Source organism: Bacillus sp. LBA3-1-1.1 (genome assembly GCF_040676495.1).
Taxonomy (GTDB): domain Bacteria; phylum Bacillota; class Bacilli; order Bacillales; family Bacillaceae_G; genus Bacillus_A; species Bacillus_A nitratireducens.
Map to the genome: position 1 here is coordinate 62409 of NZ_JBEGIB010000005.1, position 15782 is coordinate 78190.

Sequence of the window (15782 nt, forward strand, 5' to 3'; positions counted from 1 at the left end):
CATTTCTCACTAAAAAGCTTTTAAGGTTATACTCAAAAAAGCATCGCCATAAGGCGATGCTTTTTCATTACGAATATGATACCGTTTGTTCTTTCTCTTCTACAGCAGGCTCTTCAGCACCTTTTTTACGGTCAGACAGTTTAATTTTCTGTAAGAAAATCGTAAAGATAGCACCTACTACGATAAATACCAATCCTGTTAAGAATACAGTATGAAGTGAGTCCACTAAAGAGCTTTTCAAAATTGGTACGATACTATTAGAAAATGCTTCTGGCATTTGTTTTAATGCCTCTGGACTAAATAGCATAGAATATAAACTTTGTGGATCTGTATGAATCATATCTTTAAATTTTGTTACCATTTGTCCCGCTTCTTTTGGGAATGTGTCTAATACAGGTACTAATTTATTTGTTAACGTTGTACCTGAAGTGTTATTCATAATTGATCCTAAAATTGTAATACCGAATGTTCCACCGATTTGACGGAAGAATTGACTTGATGATGTTACAACGCCAAGATCTTTTTTCGGGAAGCTTTCTTGCAATGCTAATGTTAATATCGGCATAACAAGACCCATTCCTAAACCGATAACCATCATATAAGAAGTAGCGGTAAGCTTAGTTGTATGCATATCCATCGTTGTTAATAACCAGAAACCACTAGCCATAATAAGCATCCCTGTAATAATTTGTGGTTTCACACCAATTTTTAATACAAGCTGACCACCGATAATACTCATAACAATCATTGTGATCATCATCGGTGTCATAATCGTTCCTGATTCAGCAGCACTTACGCCTACAATTCCTTGCATAAAGAACGGTACGAACATAATTGCTCCAAACATTCCGATACTCATAAAGAAACCGATCGCATTCAGTAGTGTAAATGTGCGGTTTTTAAAGAAGTGCATCGGTAAAATTGGTTCTTCAGCCTTCGTTTCAACGATAACAAAGCTAACAATACCAATTGCAGCTAGTGCAAATAACCCGATAATTTGCCAAGAACCCCATGCATAATCTTTCCCGCCAAACGTTAACGCAAGTAATAAACTTACAACACCGAGAATCATCGTGAAGATTCCAGCGATATCAATTTTAATTGGTCCTGTTTGTTTATGTGCTTTTAATCCCATTGCAATAAAGATTGTCGCTAAAATACCAACTGGTAAGTTAATATAGAATACCCATCTCCAGTTCACTGCGTCTACAATCCAACCACCAACCTGTGGTCCAATTACAGAAGCAAGACCGTATAAAGCGCCAAAAATCCCTTGCCATTTCGCACGTTCTTTTCCCGTGAACATATCTCCGATAATAATCATAGCCATTGGCATCATAATACCGCCACCAAGACCTTGAATACCACGGAAAATAATTAATTCTGTCATACCGTTTGCCATACCACATAACGCTGAACCAACCATAAAGATAATTAATCCTGCTATATATACGTTACGACGCCCAAGTAAATCCGCTAATTTACCTGCAATCGGTACAACCGTTGTTGATGTTAACATATAAGCTGTTGTTAACCATGTCATTAAACTTAATCCGCCTAGTTCACCGACGATACGGGGCATTGCTGTACCAACGATCGTTCCGTCCAATGCAGCAAATAGCATTGCGATTACTAAACCGATTAACAACAACTTTCTATTCTGATTTTCTTGTTGCTCCATGTAATCTCCTCAATTCCTCTTAGTTTTTCTCTTTTTTCTCTTGTGTCCCGCAAATAATTGTTTCTAGCTTTTCAAAGAGGCGTAACAAATCTTCCCTCTCTTGTAATTCTAAGTGTGAGAAGTATTTTGCAATATGCTCATTACGAGCCGCCATCGCTTCTTCTACTGTAGTTTTCCCCTTTTTCGTTAGCTCAATGATAACAACGCGGCGATCATTATCGTCGTGATAGCGCTCTACTAACCCATGATCAATTAAACGATCAATCATTACTGTAATCGCGCTCGGCTTCACGTACATTTTCTCCGCCAATTGTGTCGCTCTTGAAGCTCCGTAATGATCTAAAATCTTTAAAATATAAAACTGCGGTGGTGTAAGTCCTGATGCTTGCATTTGTTCCAATAGCTCTGTTTGCATTTTCTTTCCTATAGCGAATGTAAGAGCTTGAATCTTATCAATATGAGTCATATCATTTGGCATGTTATCCACCTCTTATTTAAGCAATAAAATATTTAACGTATTTAAATATTAATCCCACAAACAAACTACGTCAACAACTTTATTTATAAAAACGTTTACATTTTTGTCACAAAGTTGTATAATTTTCGTCGAAGTTAATATTGACAGTCACGGAGAATCGGAGTATACGGCTATGAATCATAAAAAAGGGGAACTTTTTTATATTTCATGGCCTTTTTGTATTCTCTCTGTCTTAAAACGCTTCCAATTAATTAGGGGAGGATTTTCATTTTATGTTTTTCACACAATTATTTAAACCTGCGCCCCATGCAGAACGCTTACCTACTGATCGTACTGATAGCGAATATCGTAAATTACGTTTACAAGTATTCTTAGGTATCTTCATCGGTTATGCGGGTTACTACTTTGTTCGAAAAAACTTTTCACTCGCAATGCCATACTTAATCGAACAAGGCTTTAGTAAAGGGGAACTTGGGGTTATCCTTTCAGCAGTATCAATCGCTTACGGATTAAGTAAATTTCTTATGGGTATCGTATCCGATCGTTGTAATCCTCGCTACTTTTTAGCAGCTGGGCTATTTTTATCAGGTATCATTAATATTATTTTCGGCTCATTTTCTTTCATTACAACGAGCATTATACTTATGTTTGTCCTTCAGTTTTTAAATGGATGGGTACAAGGTATGGGATGGCCTCCTTGTGGCCGTACGATGGTTCACTGGTTCTCGATTAGTGAACGTGGTACAAAAATGTCTATTTGGAACGTCGCTCATAATGTCGGTGGCGCACTTATGCCTTCTCTCGTTACATTAGGCTTATATCTCTTTGCAAATGACTGGAAAAGTATATTTTACTTCCCAGGTATTCTTTCGATTTTAGTTGGGATTTATGTATTAATTACGATGAGAGATACACCTCAATCTTGCGGATTACCTTCTATTGAAGAACATACTGGGGAATATCCATCAGAGGAAAAAGTAGAGGACCGTGAACGCGAGCTTTCGGTAAAGGAAATTTTATTTACATACGTATTAAACAATAAGTTTTTATGGTACATCGCTATCGCTAACGTTTTTGTTTATTTCGTTCGTTACGGCGTTGTAGACTGGGCTCCTACTTATTTAGTAGAAGAAAAAAGCTTTACTCATAGTAGCTCACGTACAGCTTATGCTCTATATGAATGGGCTGGTATTCCAGGTACACTTCTTTGTGGATGGATGAGTGATAAACTGTTTAAAGGGCGCCGCGCACCTGCTGGTATTCTATTTATGGTCGGTGTATTCATTGCCGTTCTCGTTTACTGGCTAAACCCTGCCGGTCACCCAATCATTGATAGTATCGCACTTGTTTCCATTGGATTTTTAATTTATGGGCCTGTTATGTTAATCGGCCTACACGCACTAGACTTAGCACCAAAAAAAGCTGCTGGAACTGCCGCTGGTTTAACGGGGTTCTTCGGTTATCTAGGCGGAGCTACTTTTGCTAGCGCAGCTATGGGCTTTATTGTAGATGGATTCGGATGGGACGGCGGGTTCATTTTACTCCTTGCTTCTTGTGTGCTTGCAATGTTCTTCCTTGCTCTTACTTTAAATACAGGATCTGCAAAACCAAAACAAGCTTAAACACTAATATTATACTTACAAAAAAAAGAGAGACAGTTCTTTCCAGAACGCCTCTCTTTTTTCTACATATAGTACTTTTTTATTACAAATAATTTATCAATCCAACCCATAATTGTTAGCGTTTTAAAAGGGTTTTCATCCTTATATTACTGAATCTCATCTCTATATAAAAAGATTTTTGAATATTTACTCTTGTCAAACATTGTCATTTTATATTAAAATAACAACAACACACTAAATATTTAGTCTTTTCAGAAAAGATGGAGGGATAGCCATGAAGAATCCACTTCTTCGCATTGAAAACTTACAGACTTCCTTTCGCATACAAGATCAATACCATGCAGCAGTTGATAACGTTTCGTTAACTGTCCATGAAAATGAAATTGTCGCGATAGTTGGTGAATCAGGTTGCGGAAAAAGTGCACTTGCCCTTTCCATTATGCGACTGCATAATGAAGCAAATACAAAATTACAAGGGCAACTTTACTATAGAGATAAGGATTTACTTACTATGTCGACCGCAGAAATGAATAAAGTACGCGGATCAAACATCGGTATGATTTTCCAGGAACCTCTTACAGCACTCGATCCTCTTATGACAGTTGGAAAACAAATCGAAGAAAACTTAGACTACCACACAAACCTTTCAAAAGCAGAAAAGAAAAAACGCACCTTAGAACTACTCCATCAAGTTGGTATTCCAAAACCAGAACTTACATATAAACAATACCCTCACGAATTATCTGGCGGAATGAGACAAAGAATTGTTATCGCGATTGCGATTGCTTGTAACCCAGCACTCATTATTGCGGATGAGCCAACAACGGCTCTTGACGTAACCATCCAAGCACAAATTTTAGACTTACTAAAATCTATTCAAGAACAAACGAAAATGGGCATCATTTTAATTACACATGATTTAAGCGTTGTTGCCGAAACAGCTGATCGTATTGTCGTTATGTATGCAGGTCAAGTTGTAGAAACAGGAACAGTAGAAGAGATTTTTAATAACCCTCTTCACCCATATACTCGTTCTCTATTAAACTCAATTCCATCTGCGTATGCTGAAAAAGAAAAATTGCATGTAATTCAAGGCGTAGTTCCTTCGTTAGCGAAGCTTCCTCGCACAGGTTGCCGATTCCAAGCCCGAATCCCGTGGGTTAGACCTGATCAACATGAGGAAAATCCTATTTTACATGAAGTAAAACCAGACCATTGGGTACGTTGTACTTGCTATAAGCACTTCAACTTCCAACATAAGAAAGGAGATGACGTAACTCATGGCACTGCTTAAAGTAGAAGATTTAAAAGTACACTTTCCAATTAAAGGTGGTGTTTTCGGTCGTACATTAGATTACGTTCGCGCTGTTGATGGCGTAAGCTTCGAACTACAACCTGGCGAAACATATGGAATCGTTGGGGAATCTGGGAGCGGCAAATCAACAACTGGAAAAGCAATTATGCACTTAACGAAAGCAACAGGCGGTAGCATTCATTTTAATAATAGAGATTTAACAAAATTAAGCCGCTCAGAACTAAGAGAACAACGAAAAGATATTCAGATGATTTTTCAAGATCCTTATTCATCCTTAAACCCGAAGAAACGTGTTATGGATATTATCGCTGAACCACTTCGAAATTTTGAGAAACTCTCACCTGATGAAGAGCGTAGAGCTGTTCAAGATTATCTTGATAAAGTTGGCTTAAATCCAGAGTCTATTTATAAATACCCACATGAATTTTCCGGTGGACAAAGACAGCGGATTGGTATTGCACGTGCACTTACATTAAAACCTAAGCTTATTATCGCAGATGAACCTGTATCTGCACTTGACGTGTCGGTACAAGCTCAAGTTTTAAACTTCTTACAAGATTTACAATCTGAACTTGGATTAACATATTTATTTATTAGTCACGACTTAGGTGTAATTCGCCATATGTGTGACCGTATCGGTGTTATGTATCGCGGACGCATTGTGGAAGAAGCAACTAGTGCTGAAATTTATAATAATCCACAGCACATCTATACGAAGCGTCTAATATCAGCTATTCCTGATATTCGTCCAGAAAACCGCGAGCAACAACGTAAATTGCGTCGTGAGGTAAGCGCTGAGTATGAGAAATCCTACGAAAATTATTTCAATGAAAATGGACGTGCTTACGATTTAAAACCAATCTCGCCAACTCACCGGGTGGCATTACCTTAAGGGAGTGATAAAACATGTGGAAATTTATATTACGCCGGGTTTTAGTTATGATACCGCAATTATTCATATTAAGCGTACTCGTCTTTACACTGGCTAAGGCAATGCCAGGTGATGCATTAAGTGGCGCTGAACTAGCAAATCCAAAAGCCGATCCAAAAGTGATTGAAGAACAACGTGAAAAACTAGGTTTAAACGATCCTATTCCCACTCAATATGTAAGGTGGATTTCAAATGCCGTGCAAGGGGATTTCGGTATTTCTTACGCACATAAAATAAAAGTAACAGATATTATTGGGGAACGTCTTGGCAATACAATACTGTTAGCTCTTTTTATTCTTATTCTTACTTACTTAATTGCTATTCCACTTGGAGTTATAAGTGGACGTTGGAATGATACGTGGGCTGATCGATTTATTACGCTATATAACTTTTTAGGATTCGGTACACCACTGTTTATTTTCGGATTAGTAATGTTATTCTTATTCGGCTTTTTATATCCAATTTTCCCTACGAGTGGTAGCGTTGACCCACAAGTTGCAACCGGATCATTTGATTACTATTTAAGTAAATTAAATCATATGATTTTACCAGCTTTATCTGGGGCATTAATTGGAACTGTAGGAACTGTCCAATATTTACGAAGTGAAATTATCGATACAAAACATAAAGATTTTGTACGCACGGTAAAGGCAAAAGGTGTACCAGAATCTAAAGTATATTCCAGACATATTTTACGAAATTCATTTTTACCAATCGCAGCATTTTTAGGATATGAAATTACAGGTTTAGTTGGGGGCTCTATTATTCTAGAAAACATTTTCGGCTACCCAGGAATTGGACAACTATTTTTCCAATCTATCACTCAACGTGATTTCAGTGTCGTAACTGCTCTTGTATTATTTACTGGATTCGCAACGCTACTCGGGACTCTTCTTTCCGATATTATTCTAAGCATCGTTGATCCACGTATTCGTATTGATTAATGGAGGTGAAGAAACGTTATGTTAGCAAATCCTGAAAAACAAACTGAAGTCATTCATTACGAAAAGAGCCCTTCTGGTTTCTCCATTATGTGGCGAGAATTTCGTAAAGATAAACTAGCAATGTTTTCTCTATTCTTTTTAGCTTTAATATTAATAGCCGTTTACGCAACTTCATTTATTATGAAGCAAGAAGATATCGTCCGAGTCGATCTGTTCGCCATTTATGATCCTCCTTCTGCTGAACATTGGTTAGGAACTGATTATGGAGGTCGCGATATTTTCGGACAATTAATTATTGGTACACGTAACTCCTTTACAGTTGGTTTAGCTATCACTCTTTTATCAACCCTTATCGGTCTTACGATGGGACTAATTGCTGGCTATTTTGGAGGAGTTGTCGATAACATCATTATGCGTTTTATCGACTTTATGATGATTTTACCATTCTTAATGATTGTTATCGTGTTTATCTCACTCGTTCCAACTTTCAATATTACGACATTTATTCTCATAATGACCGCTTTCTTATGGGTCGGAAAAGCAAGGCTGATACGTTCTAAAGTATTGACTGAGAAAGAACTTGATTACGTATCTGCATCAAAAACGTTAGGAACACCAAATTGGAAAATAATCTTCCAGCAAATATTACCTAATTTAAGTTCTATTATCATCGTAAATATTACATTAAATCTTGCTGGTAACATCGGAATTGAATCTAGTTTAACTTACTTAGGCTTCGGTCTACCAGAGAGCACACCAAGTCTTGGTACACTTGTAAGTTACGCAACTAACCCAGATGTATTGCAAGAAAAGTGGTGGATTTGGTTACCCGCATCAATCATGATTTTAGTGTTGATGCTGTGTATAAATTTTATTGGTCAAGCGTTAAAGCGTGCGGCTGATGCGAGACAAAGAAAAGGATAAGGGGTGGAGAAGTTATGAACAAACCAAAACTGTACAAAGTATTAAGTACACTTGCTGCTTCAACATTATTACTATCTGCATGTGGGGGTGCTGATAGCGGTAGTAAAAAAGCAAACACAAAAAAAGTAGAAACAAATAAATTTAGTGCTGCTGTAAAAAATGACGGTAAAGAAATTAAAGACGGATCATTAACTTATGGACTCGTTTCAAATTCACCTTTCTCTGGTGTTTTAAGTAGAGTATTGTATGAAGTTGCTCCAGATTCAGAAATTATGGATTTCTTTGATGAACAATTATTAGCTACAGATAAAAACTGGGAAATTACAAATGAAGGTGCTGCAACTTATACAATTTCTGAAGATAAAAAAACAATTACAATTAAAATTAAAGATAATGTAAAATGGCATGATGGTAACCCTTTAACAGCTGAAGATTTAGAATATTCTTACTTAATTATCGGTAATAGTAAATATACAGGTATTCGTTACGATACACAAATGCAAATGATTGAGGGTATGGAAGAATATCATACTGGAAAAGCTGACAAAATTTCTGGTATTAAAGTAGTCGATCCAAAAACAATTTCCATTACTTATAAAGAAGTAAACCCTTCACTGAAAACGGGTATTTGGACATATCCTACACCTAAAAAATATTTAGGTGATGTACCAATTGAAAAACTAGCTGAATCAGATAAAATCCGTCAAAATCCAATTGGATTCGGTCCATTTAAAGTGAAGAAAATCGTTCCTGGTGAATCAGTTGAGTATGAGCGCTTTGATGATTACTGGGGTGGCAAACCTAAGCTAAAAAATGTAACATTAAAAGTTGTAAATCCATCTATTGTTAGTGCATCTCTGAAAAAAGGTGATATTGATATTGCATCAATTACTGCTGATCAATATCCGAACGTAAGTAAATTAAAAAACACACAACTAATTGGTAAAACTGACCTTGCTTACACTTATATCGGATTTAAGTTCGGACATATGGACAAAGCAAAGAATGAAGCTGTAATGGATAACGATAAGTTCAAAGACGTTCGTTTACGTCAAGCGATGGCATATGCAATTGATAGAGAAAAATTAGGAGAAAAAGTATATCACGGACTTCGTGTTCCAGCTAACTCTCCAATTCCACCATCTATGCCAAAGTACCATAATAACAGTGTTGGCGCATATAACTTAGATGTAGATAAAGCGAAAAAACTATTAGATGAAGCTGGCTATAAAGACAAGAATGGTGATGGATTCCGTGAGGATCCAAAAGGTAATGAATTTAAAATTAACTTCTTAGCTAGTAACGGTAGTGAGACAAGTGAACCACTTGCAAAATTCTATATTCAATCTTGGAAAGATATCGGCTTAAAAGTAGAACTTCTTGATGGACGCTTACACGAATTTAATGCTATGCGTGATATGATTAAAAAAGATGATCCGAAGGTTGATATTTTCTCTGGTGCTTGGAATACTGGCTCTGACCCTGACCTTTCTGGCCTATGGGGCAAAAATGCCGGATTCAACTACCAGCGCTGGGTAAATGATGAAAATACGAAGTTATTAGACGCAGGATTATCAGAAAAAGCTACTGATGAAAAATATCGTAAAGAAATATACGATAAATGGCAAAAATTAATTCATGACGAAGCACCGATGATTCCAATTCATTACACATTTGATTTAACAGGTGTTAATAAGCGCGTAAAAAATTATGATGTCAACACTGAAGTAAATCAAATAACTTCACATTGGAAAGACGTTACTGTAACAAGTGAGAAGCCAGAAGTAGAAAAATAATCATAAAAATAGCTCTTAGCATCTACATACATGCTAAGAGCTATTTTTTATTTACAATCCTTTTCTTACTATTTATAACAACCAATTCCTTCCCTACTCTAAGATTAAAAGATTTGATGAAACATCTTCATTAAAACAGCTAACGTAACAGATCCAGCAAATCCCCCTAAACAAATTAAACTTACCCCTTGGCTATAAGACAAATTTTGAAGTGATTTCATATCTTCCATCCTCCCCATATCCTCTTTGATATTCTTATTTTATCAATGGAAATTTTTTCATAACATCGATTTCGCTGACAACTAACTTACAAAATTGTAAGTTAACAAATTCCCTTTAAACTTATATATCTAGTATGTCCACACTCTCCCCCTTTATACATCAAAAAAGACCTCGAATTATATCAAGGTCCTGCTTACACTACATAATATCTCACTCAACTTATTTTATCCCGCTATTCGCCGGGCAGTAAGACCCCCACTGATTAAAGTCTCACTTTATAATCATCACCGGGCATTTCACACGTTTTGCTATTTTATGACTTACACTACCAAGTACCATTTCTTGCAGTGTATTTAATCCTCTACTTCCAGCAATAACAAGGTCTATATCTCCTGTATTTACATATTGAACAATCGTATCCCCTGGATCACCATGTAGAATCGTAATTTTGTAGGAAATGTTCTCTTTCTTTAATAAACCTTCAATCTCTTTTAATTTATCTTTTCGACTATCTGATATTGTTTCTAAATCCGTTTGTCCTTGTATAATATCTGCCTTTGCCGTTCTATTATCTACTACGTACACAACTTCAACATGTGTTTCTTCGTTAAATTTCGCAATATATGTTGCATGCTCAGCTGCTCGAAGTGCATGTTCAGAACCGTCACATGCTAATATAATTTGTTTGTACATATGCTGAATCCCCTTTTCGTTATCCTACCCGTATTATATAATAAAGCCCCCTAAAAAGGAGGCTTCTAACTAGCAATTCTCTTATTATAGGTAGCTAAATTTGAAACAATCTTCGAGCTTCGTTCATTTAACCCTGTGATCCTTACTTTCACACCACTTTGTTCATACTTCATTATAACTCTATCAATTGCTGCTACTGCTGAATCATCCCATACGTGTGCGTGAGTAAAATTCAGCTCAATTTCTTTCGCATCTTCATTATATGAAAAAGCATTTATAAACTCTGCCGTAGATGCGAAGAATAGCTGGCCGTGAATTTCGTATATTTTCTTATTTTCAATATACGAATGTTTCACGTGAATCTTTGCCATATTGAATGCAAATAAAACCGCGCTAATTACTGTCCCGATCATTACACCTAATGCTAAATTATGTGTAATTAGGACAATCACAACTGTTACGATCATAACAAATGCGTTTCCTTTTGGTACTTTATGAATCGTCGCTACAGAGTTCCAATCAAACGTCCCAATCGAAACCATAATCATAACCGCAACTAGAGCAGCCATCGGAATATGAACAACGTAATCACCTAAAACAAATAGCAATACGATTAAAAAACTACCGGCTATAAACGTCGATAATCTCCCACGACCACCTGATTTAATGTTAATAACAGATTGTCCAATCATTGCACATCCTGCCATTCCTCCAAAGAAACCAGCGACAATGTTTGCAATACCTTGGCCACGTGCTTCCTTATGTTTATTACTTTCCGTATGTGTCATATCGTCTAAAACCGAAGCTGTTAATAACGACTCTAGTAAACCGATAATTGCAAGCATAACGGAGTACGGTAAAATAATCCCTAATGTCTCAAATGTAAAAGGCACATCTGGAATGTTAAAGAACGGTAATTCTTTCGGTAAACTTCCCATATCGCCTACTGTTTTTAACTGTAATCCGCTCATAAGTGCAATACTTGTCACAATGATAATTGAAATAAGTGTAGACGGTACAGCCGTCGTAATACGTGGAAATAAATATATAATTGCAAGTCCTAATGCGACAAGTGCATACATTTGCCAAGTCGCATTTTTAAAATGCGGCAATTGTGCTGTAAAAACTAAAATTCCAAGTGAATTTAAAAAACCACTCATAACGGATTTAGGAACAAACTTCATAAATGAGCTCAGTTTGAACACTCCAAAAATAATTTGGACAATACCGGTTAATATTGTCGCAGCAAATAAATATTGTAAACCGTGATCCTTCACAAGAGTGACCATTAATAAAGCCATCGCACCCGTTGCCGCTGAGATCATCCCAGTTCTTCCACCAACAAACGAAATTGTAACTGCAATACAAAAGGCTGCGTACAATCCAACCGTCGGATCTACACCTGCAATAACGGAGAAAGCTATCGCTTCAGGAATTAATGCTAAAGCAACAACAATCCCCGATAACACGTCTCCTCTCACATTTGAGAACCAGTCATTTTTTATAGTTTGAAACAAAGTACCACTCCTCTACTCTTTTATCATTTGATTTTCTCCGTAAGAAAATCAGGGCCGACTGCACGAAGGCTATTATATAACGAGCAAAGGATTTTGTGCTATGTAAAAGTTTCCTAAAGAAAAGACGCTACCTTAGCAGCGTCTTTTCTCATTTCATTAATGTCCACCGTGACCTTGACCACTTTCCTGAACAATTTCTAACCTCTCATCCAATATACCTTGTGTTTCAAATGAAATATCACTAGTACTTCCTAATAGGAAACCATGGTTATACGGTCCAAGTGTTGGATCATCTTTAAACTTCGGTTGAATACTAGCAAGGAAGTCATAAACTGGTTGTGAAGCTTTTCCTTCCTCAAGCAAAACAACAGGGGCGTGTTTACCCATATGTGAAAAAGGTGCTCCCGCAACTGCTAAGTCTGGTGTTTTACTCGAAACAAATGACAAACCGTGCCCTGGTTTTGTGAACCCCCAGCCAAATTTCGTTTTTTCATCTTTAAACTTCGCAAATGTAATCGAATTTTCTGTTGGAGTCTCTCCGCTAATACGGGTCACTTTTCCATATTTATTTAACTCTTTTTCTACTGCTTTTGAAATAATTTTTTCTGGTCCTAACACATATATATTTGCCTTATCTTTTCTCATTTTTAATGCCTCTATCGTCGCTTCTGGCACCGTTTCTTTTTCTGTATATAAAAGCGGTTCTGGCATATGAGAAATCCAATTTACAGCTGGTGTTGTATATAAGCGTCCTTCTTCTTCCGATGAACCGATAATAACGCTATTTGGATAATCCCCTGTTATATCGGCATATTCTTTATCAACATCTTTAGCAAATTTAGCTGGATCGGTTTCTTTTATTTGCTTTACTTTATATTCTTTTAATTGCTCAAGGATAGATGCACTTACATCCCCCATCACCATAATTTGCGTTCCATCTTTCGTTCCGAGCGGATTTAATCGTTTTATTTCTTTTAACGTCATTTCGGGTACCGCTTCTTTTTCTATAAATAAAATTGGTCCGTTATTCGGATGATGAATAAGATCCGCACTTGCAATACCTAATTGCCACTCGTTCACTGGCACTAAAATAATAGCGCCTGGCTGATTCTCTTTATGCGTTGCTGGCCATATCGTTTGCGAAGTTAATACCGCCATTTGCAGAGGATCATTTGTATTTAATCTCGTTACATTTTTTAAACTTGTCGTTAATAAATCATTCGATGCACCTTGATTCATTTCTTTCGGCGCAGTTACCTCCTGATTCATTTTCATTTCCTTTTGCTCTGTTTTCTTCTCTTCTTTAGATTCATGATTTTTATGATCTGTGTTCGTTTGTCCGCATGCCGCAAGACCGACTGCTGCAATTATTGTTATCCCAAAAATTCGGGTCATCTTTTTCACTATATCGCCTCCGTATTAATCGTTTTCGAGCCAATATTATTACCTAAAATGGAATTTCATCTTTACAATAACAAGCAATTCTGAAGAAATTATGCAGATGCATTATAATCTGCACCATTTCTTCATGATTTTGACTTACAATTTAAATAATAACTACAAATGCGGAGGTACTCTATGATCGATATACTACTCGTAGACGATGAACCGAGAATGCTTGAATTATTAACGCTTTATCTTACTCCAATCGGATATAACTGCGTATGTGCAGTGTCCGGAGAAGAAGCTATTTCACATATAGAAAATCGAAATTTCAAATTTGTTTTACTCGATATTATGATGCCAAAGATGGATGGATGGGAAACATGCAAAAGAATTCGATCATTTAGTAACGTCCCTATCATTATGGTAACTGCCCGTGATCAAACGGTAGATGTCATCCAAGGGTTAAAACTTGGAGCAGATGATTACGTGACGAAACCATTCCACGAAGAGGAGCTCTTCGCAAGAATTGAAGCTGTTTTAAGGCGAACGAATCAACGTACGCAAATCCAATATCACGGCATTTTATGGGATGAGGCCAAGCATTTCGTTTCTGTACATAATGAAGAACTTCTTCTCACTCCAATCGAATTCTCTTTACTCGGATTATTTTTACGTCATGTGAACTACGTATTAAGCCGTGATCAGCTCATTGAACGAATTTGGGGGTTAAATACAAATACAGAAGATAGAACAGTCGATTCACATATTCGTAATTTACGTGATAAATTACGAAAAGTAAATTTCCCTATTGATTACCATTTAAAAACTGTTTACGGAGTAGGTTATCGATGGATTGATATTGAAAACTAAGGAGCAAAACGATGAAGCGAATTTCTCTTCAACTCGGATTTTATTTTCTAATTGTTACACTTTTAATCGAAAGTGTTCTATTTGTCTTGCTTTATTATAGCCTTGTAAACAATAGAGTAAATGAAGAAATGACAGCTTTATTAAAGCGCGGAAATAGTCACCGAGATGTCCTTGAAAAGTATTTTGATAGGCAAACAATCTCCCATGTTGCTTTAATGGAATCCGAAGCTGAAACAACTGTTATTATTACAAATGCAAATAAGGAAGTGCTAGCAAAATCCAATGAAATAAATACTACTATAAAAAAACATATTGAAGGCATGCAAACACGAACAGATCATGATGGAGCAATTATAGAGAATCATTGGAAAACATCTAATTATATATGTACAGTTAGCCCAATTGTAGTGGCAGGAAAAACGGAAGGCTATGTATATATGTTTCTCGGAACGGAATCAATCGAAGAAATGGTTAACGGGCTAACAAGACAATTCATTATCGCCGGAGTCATTACTTTCCTATTAACAGCTATCACCATCTTTCTATTGTCACGTTTATTAACAAAACCATTGTTACACATGAAACAAGCGACTGAAAAAATGAGTAAGGGCGATTTATCAGTTTCATTAACGACTACTCGAAATGACGAAATTGGTGAACTAGCAGAATCTATCCAAACTCTCGCAAATGATTTACATTATATGAAAACTGAAAGAAGTGAATTCCTAGCGAGTGTTGCTCACGAATTAAGAACACCATTAACGTACGTAAGAGGTTATGCTGACATTGCGTTAAAAGAAAGCACACCTCCTGAGCAACGTTTACGATACTTATCCATTATAAAAGACGAATCTGATTATATTACAAACTTAGTTCAAGATTTATTTTCACTCGCTCAAATGGAAAAACATAACTTTTTCATTCAAGTAAAGGAAGTGCATTTACACCCCTTCCTTACTCGCATAACCGAAAAAGTAAACGCGATGTATAAGGAAAGACACATTACAGTTTCTTTCACTTGTTCCCCTTCACTGTTAGTAAACTTGGATGAACAGCGATTCGAACAAGTTGTAGTGAACATTTTAAATAACGCTTATAGGCATTCAAAAGAACATTCTCATATCCGCATCTCTGTTACAGAAGAACATAAACGTATTTCCATCAACATTAGGGACGAAGGTGAAGGTATTCCTCCTGAAGACCTCCCTCACATTTTCGACCGCTTTTACCGGGTTGATAAAGCGCGCTCCAGAGCTACAGGAGGCACTGGTTTAGGGCTCTCTATCGTAAAAGAAATTATAGAACTACACGGTGGAAATATTACTGCAACAAGTGAAATTGATCACGGGTCTTGTTTTATAATTTCATTACCATCTATAAAGAAACACGACTATCATCAATAG

At 36.6% G+C, this 15782-nt stretch carries 14 protein-coding genes; 8 read left to right on the top strand and 6 right to left on the bottom strand.

The features are described 5' to 3' along the window. Nucleotides 1-67: 67 nt before the first annotated feature. Both MRBLBA3_RS06090 and MRBLBA3_RS06095 read right to left on the bottom strand, forming a co-directional pair. On the bottom strand, nucleotides 68-1681 hold the full coding sequence (locus MRBLBA3_RS06090; RefSeq protein WP_000437651.1) for an MDR family MFS transporter: 1614 nt from the start codon (nucleotides 1679-1681) through the stop codon (nucleotides 68-70). 19 nt (nucleotides 1682-1700) lie between these two features. After that, nucleotides 1701-2159 carry a MarR family winged helix-turn-helix transcriptional regulator gene (locus MRBLBA3_RS06095; RefSeq protein ID WP_001132371.1) on the bottom strand — a complete coding sequence of 153 codons (459 nt, stop codon included), beginning with the start codon at nucleotides 2157-2159 and terminating at the stop codon, nucleotides 1701-1703. 272 nt (nucleotides 2160-2431) lie between these two features. Here MRBLBA3_RS06095 and glpT point away from each other — a divergent pair, with 272 nt between their 5' ends. The 6 genes from glpT (at nucleotide 2432) to opp4A (ending at nucleotide 9691) form a co-directional block, all read left to right on the top strand. Next, the gene (gene glpT / locus MRBLBA3_RS06100) at nucleotides 2432-3781 is read left to right on the top strand and encodes a glycerol-3-phosphate transporter (protein ID WP_000466392.1); all 1350 of its coding nucleotides are present in this window, start codon (nucleotides 2432-2434) and stop codon (nucleotides 3779-3781) included. Between the two features lie 274 nt (nucleotides 3782-4055). Then, nucleotides 4056-5075, top strand: a complete 1020-nt coding sequence (locus MRBLBA3_RS06105; protein ID WP_000795387.1) for an ABC transporter ATP-binding protein — start codon at nucleotides 4056-4058, stop codon at nucleotides 5073-5075. Beyond that, the gene (locus MRBLBA3_RS06110; protein WP_001196379.1) at nucleotides 5062-5988 is read left to right on the top strand and encodes an ABC transporter ATP-binding protein; all 927 of its coding nucleotides are present in this window, start codon (nucleotides 5062-5064) and stop codon (nucleotides 5986-5988) included. The genes MRBLBA3_RS06105 and MRBLBA3_RS06110 overlap by 14 nt, the downstream gene beginning before the upstream one ends. 14 nt (nucleotides 5989-6002) lie before the next feature. Next, the gene (gene opp4B, locus MRBLBA3_RS06115; protein ID WP_000265450.1) at nucleotides 6003-6971 is read left to right on the top strand and encodes an oligopeptide ABC transporter permease; all 969 of its coding nucleotides are present in this window, start codon (nucleotides 6003-6005) and stop codon (nucleotides 6969-6971) included. A gap of 18 nt (nucleotides 6972-6989) precedes the next feature. Then, nucleotides 6990-7895 carry an ABC transporter permease gene (locus MRBLBA3_RS06120; protein WP_000880731.1) on the top strand — a complete coding sequence of 302 codons (906 nt, stop codon included), beginning with the start codon at nucleotides 6990-6992 and terminating at the stop codon, nucleotides 7893-7895. Nucleotides 7896-7909: 14 nt separating this feature from the next. Beyond that, on the top strand, nucleotides 7910-9691 hold the full coding sequence (gene opp4A, locus MRBLBA3_RS06125; protein WP_001039732.1) for an oligopeptide ABC transporter substrate-binding protein: 1782 nt from the start codon (nucleotides 7910-7912) through the stop codon (nucleotides 9689-9691). A 104-nt stretch (nucleotides 9692-9795) separates the two neighbouring features. Here opp4A and MRBLBA3_RS06130 read toward each other — a convergent pair whose 3' ends face one another. From MRBLBA3_RS06130 to MRBLBA3_RS06145, 4 genes are all read right to left on the bottom strand, one after another. Next, nucleotides 9796-9912: a DUF4027 family protein gene (locus MRBLBA3_RS06130; protein ID WP_002100326.1), complete on the bottom strand. Its 117-nt coding sequence runs from the start codon at nucleotides 9910-9912 to the stop codon at nucleotides 9796-9798. Between the two features lie 271 nt (nucleotides 9913-10183). Further along, complete coding sequence (locus MRBLBA3_RS06135; RefSeq protein ID WP_363380232.1) at nucleotides 10184-10606, bottom strand: universal stress protein; 423 nt, start codon at nucleotides 10604-10606, stop codon at nucleotides 10184-10186. Nucleotides 10607-10671: 65 nt separating this feature from the next. After that, nucleotides 10672-12123 (bottom strand): SulP family inorganic anion transporter, encoded by a 1452-nt coding sequence (locus tag MRBLBA3_RS06140; protein ID WP_098883734.1) that lies wholly within the window; start codon nucleotides 12121-12123, stop codon nucleotides 10672-10674. 156 nt (nucleotides 12124-12279) lie between these two features. Next, on the bottom strand, nucleotides 12280-13527 hold the full coding sequence (locus tag MRBLBA3_RS06145; RefSeq protein ID WP_098883735.1) for a cell wall-binding repeat-containing protein: 1248 nt from the start codon (nucleotides 13525-13527) through the stop codon (nucleotides 12280-12282). 174 nt (nucleotides 13528-13701) lie between these two features. Between MRBLBA3_RS06145 and MRBLBA3_RS06150 the strand changes: the two genes are divergently transcribed. Together MRBLBA3_RS06150 and MRBLBA3_RS06155 are read left to right on the top strand one after the other, a co-directional pair. Continuing rightward, entirely contained in the window at nucleotides 13702-14379 is a 678-nt protein-coding gene (locus tag MRBLBA3_RS06150; protein WP_098328034.1) for a response regulator transcription factor, read from the top strand. A gap of 11 nt (nucleotides 14380-14390) precedes the next feature. Continuing rightward, complete coding sequence (locus MRBLBA3_RS06155) at nucleotides 14391-15782, top strand: sensor histidine kinase (protein ID WP_097811284.1); 1392 nt, start codon at nucleotides 14391-14393, stop codon at nucleotides 15780-15782.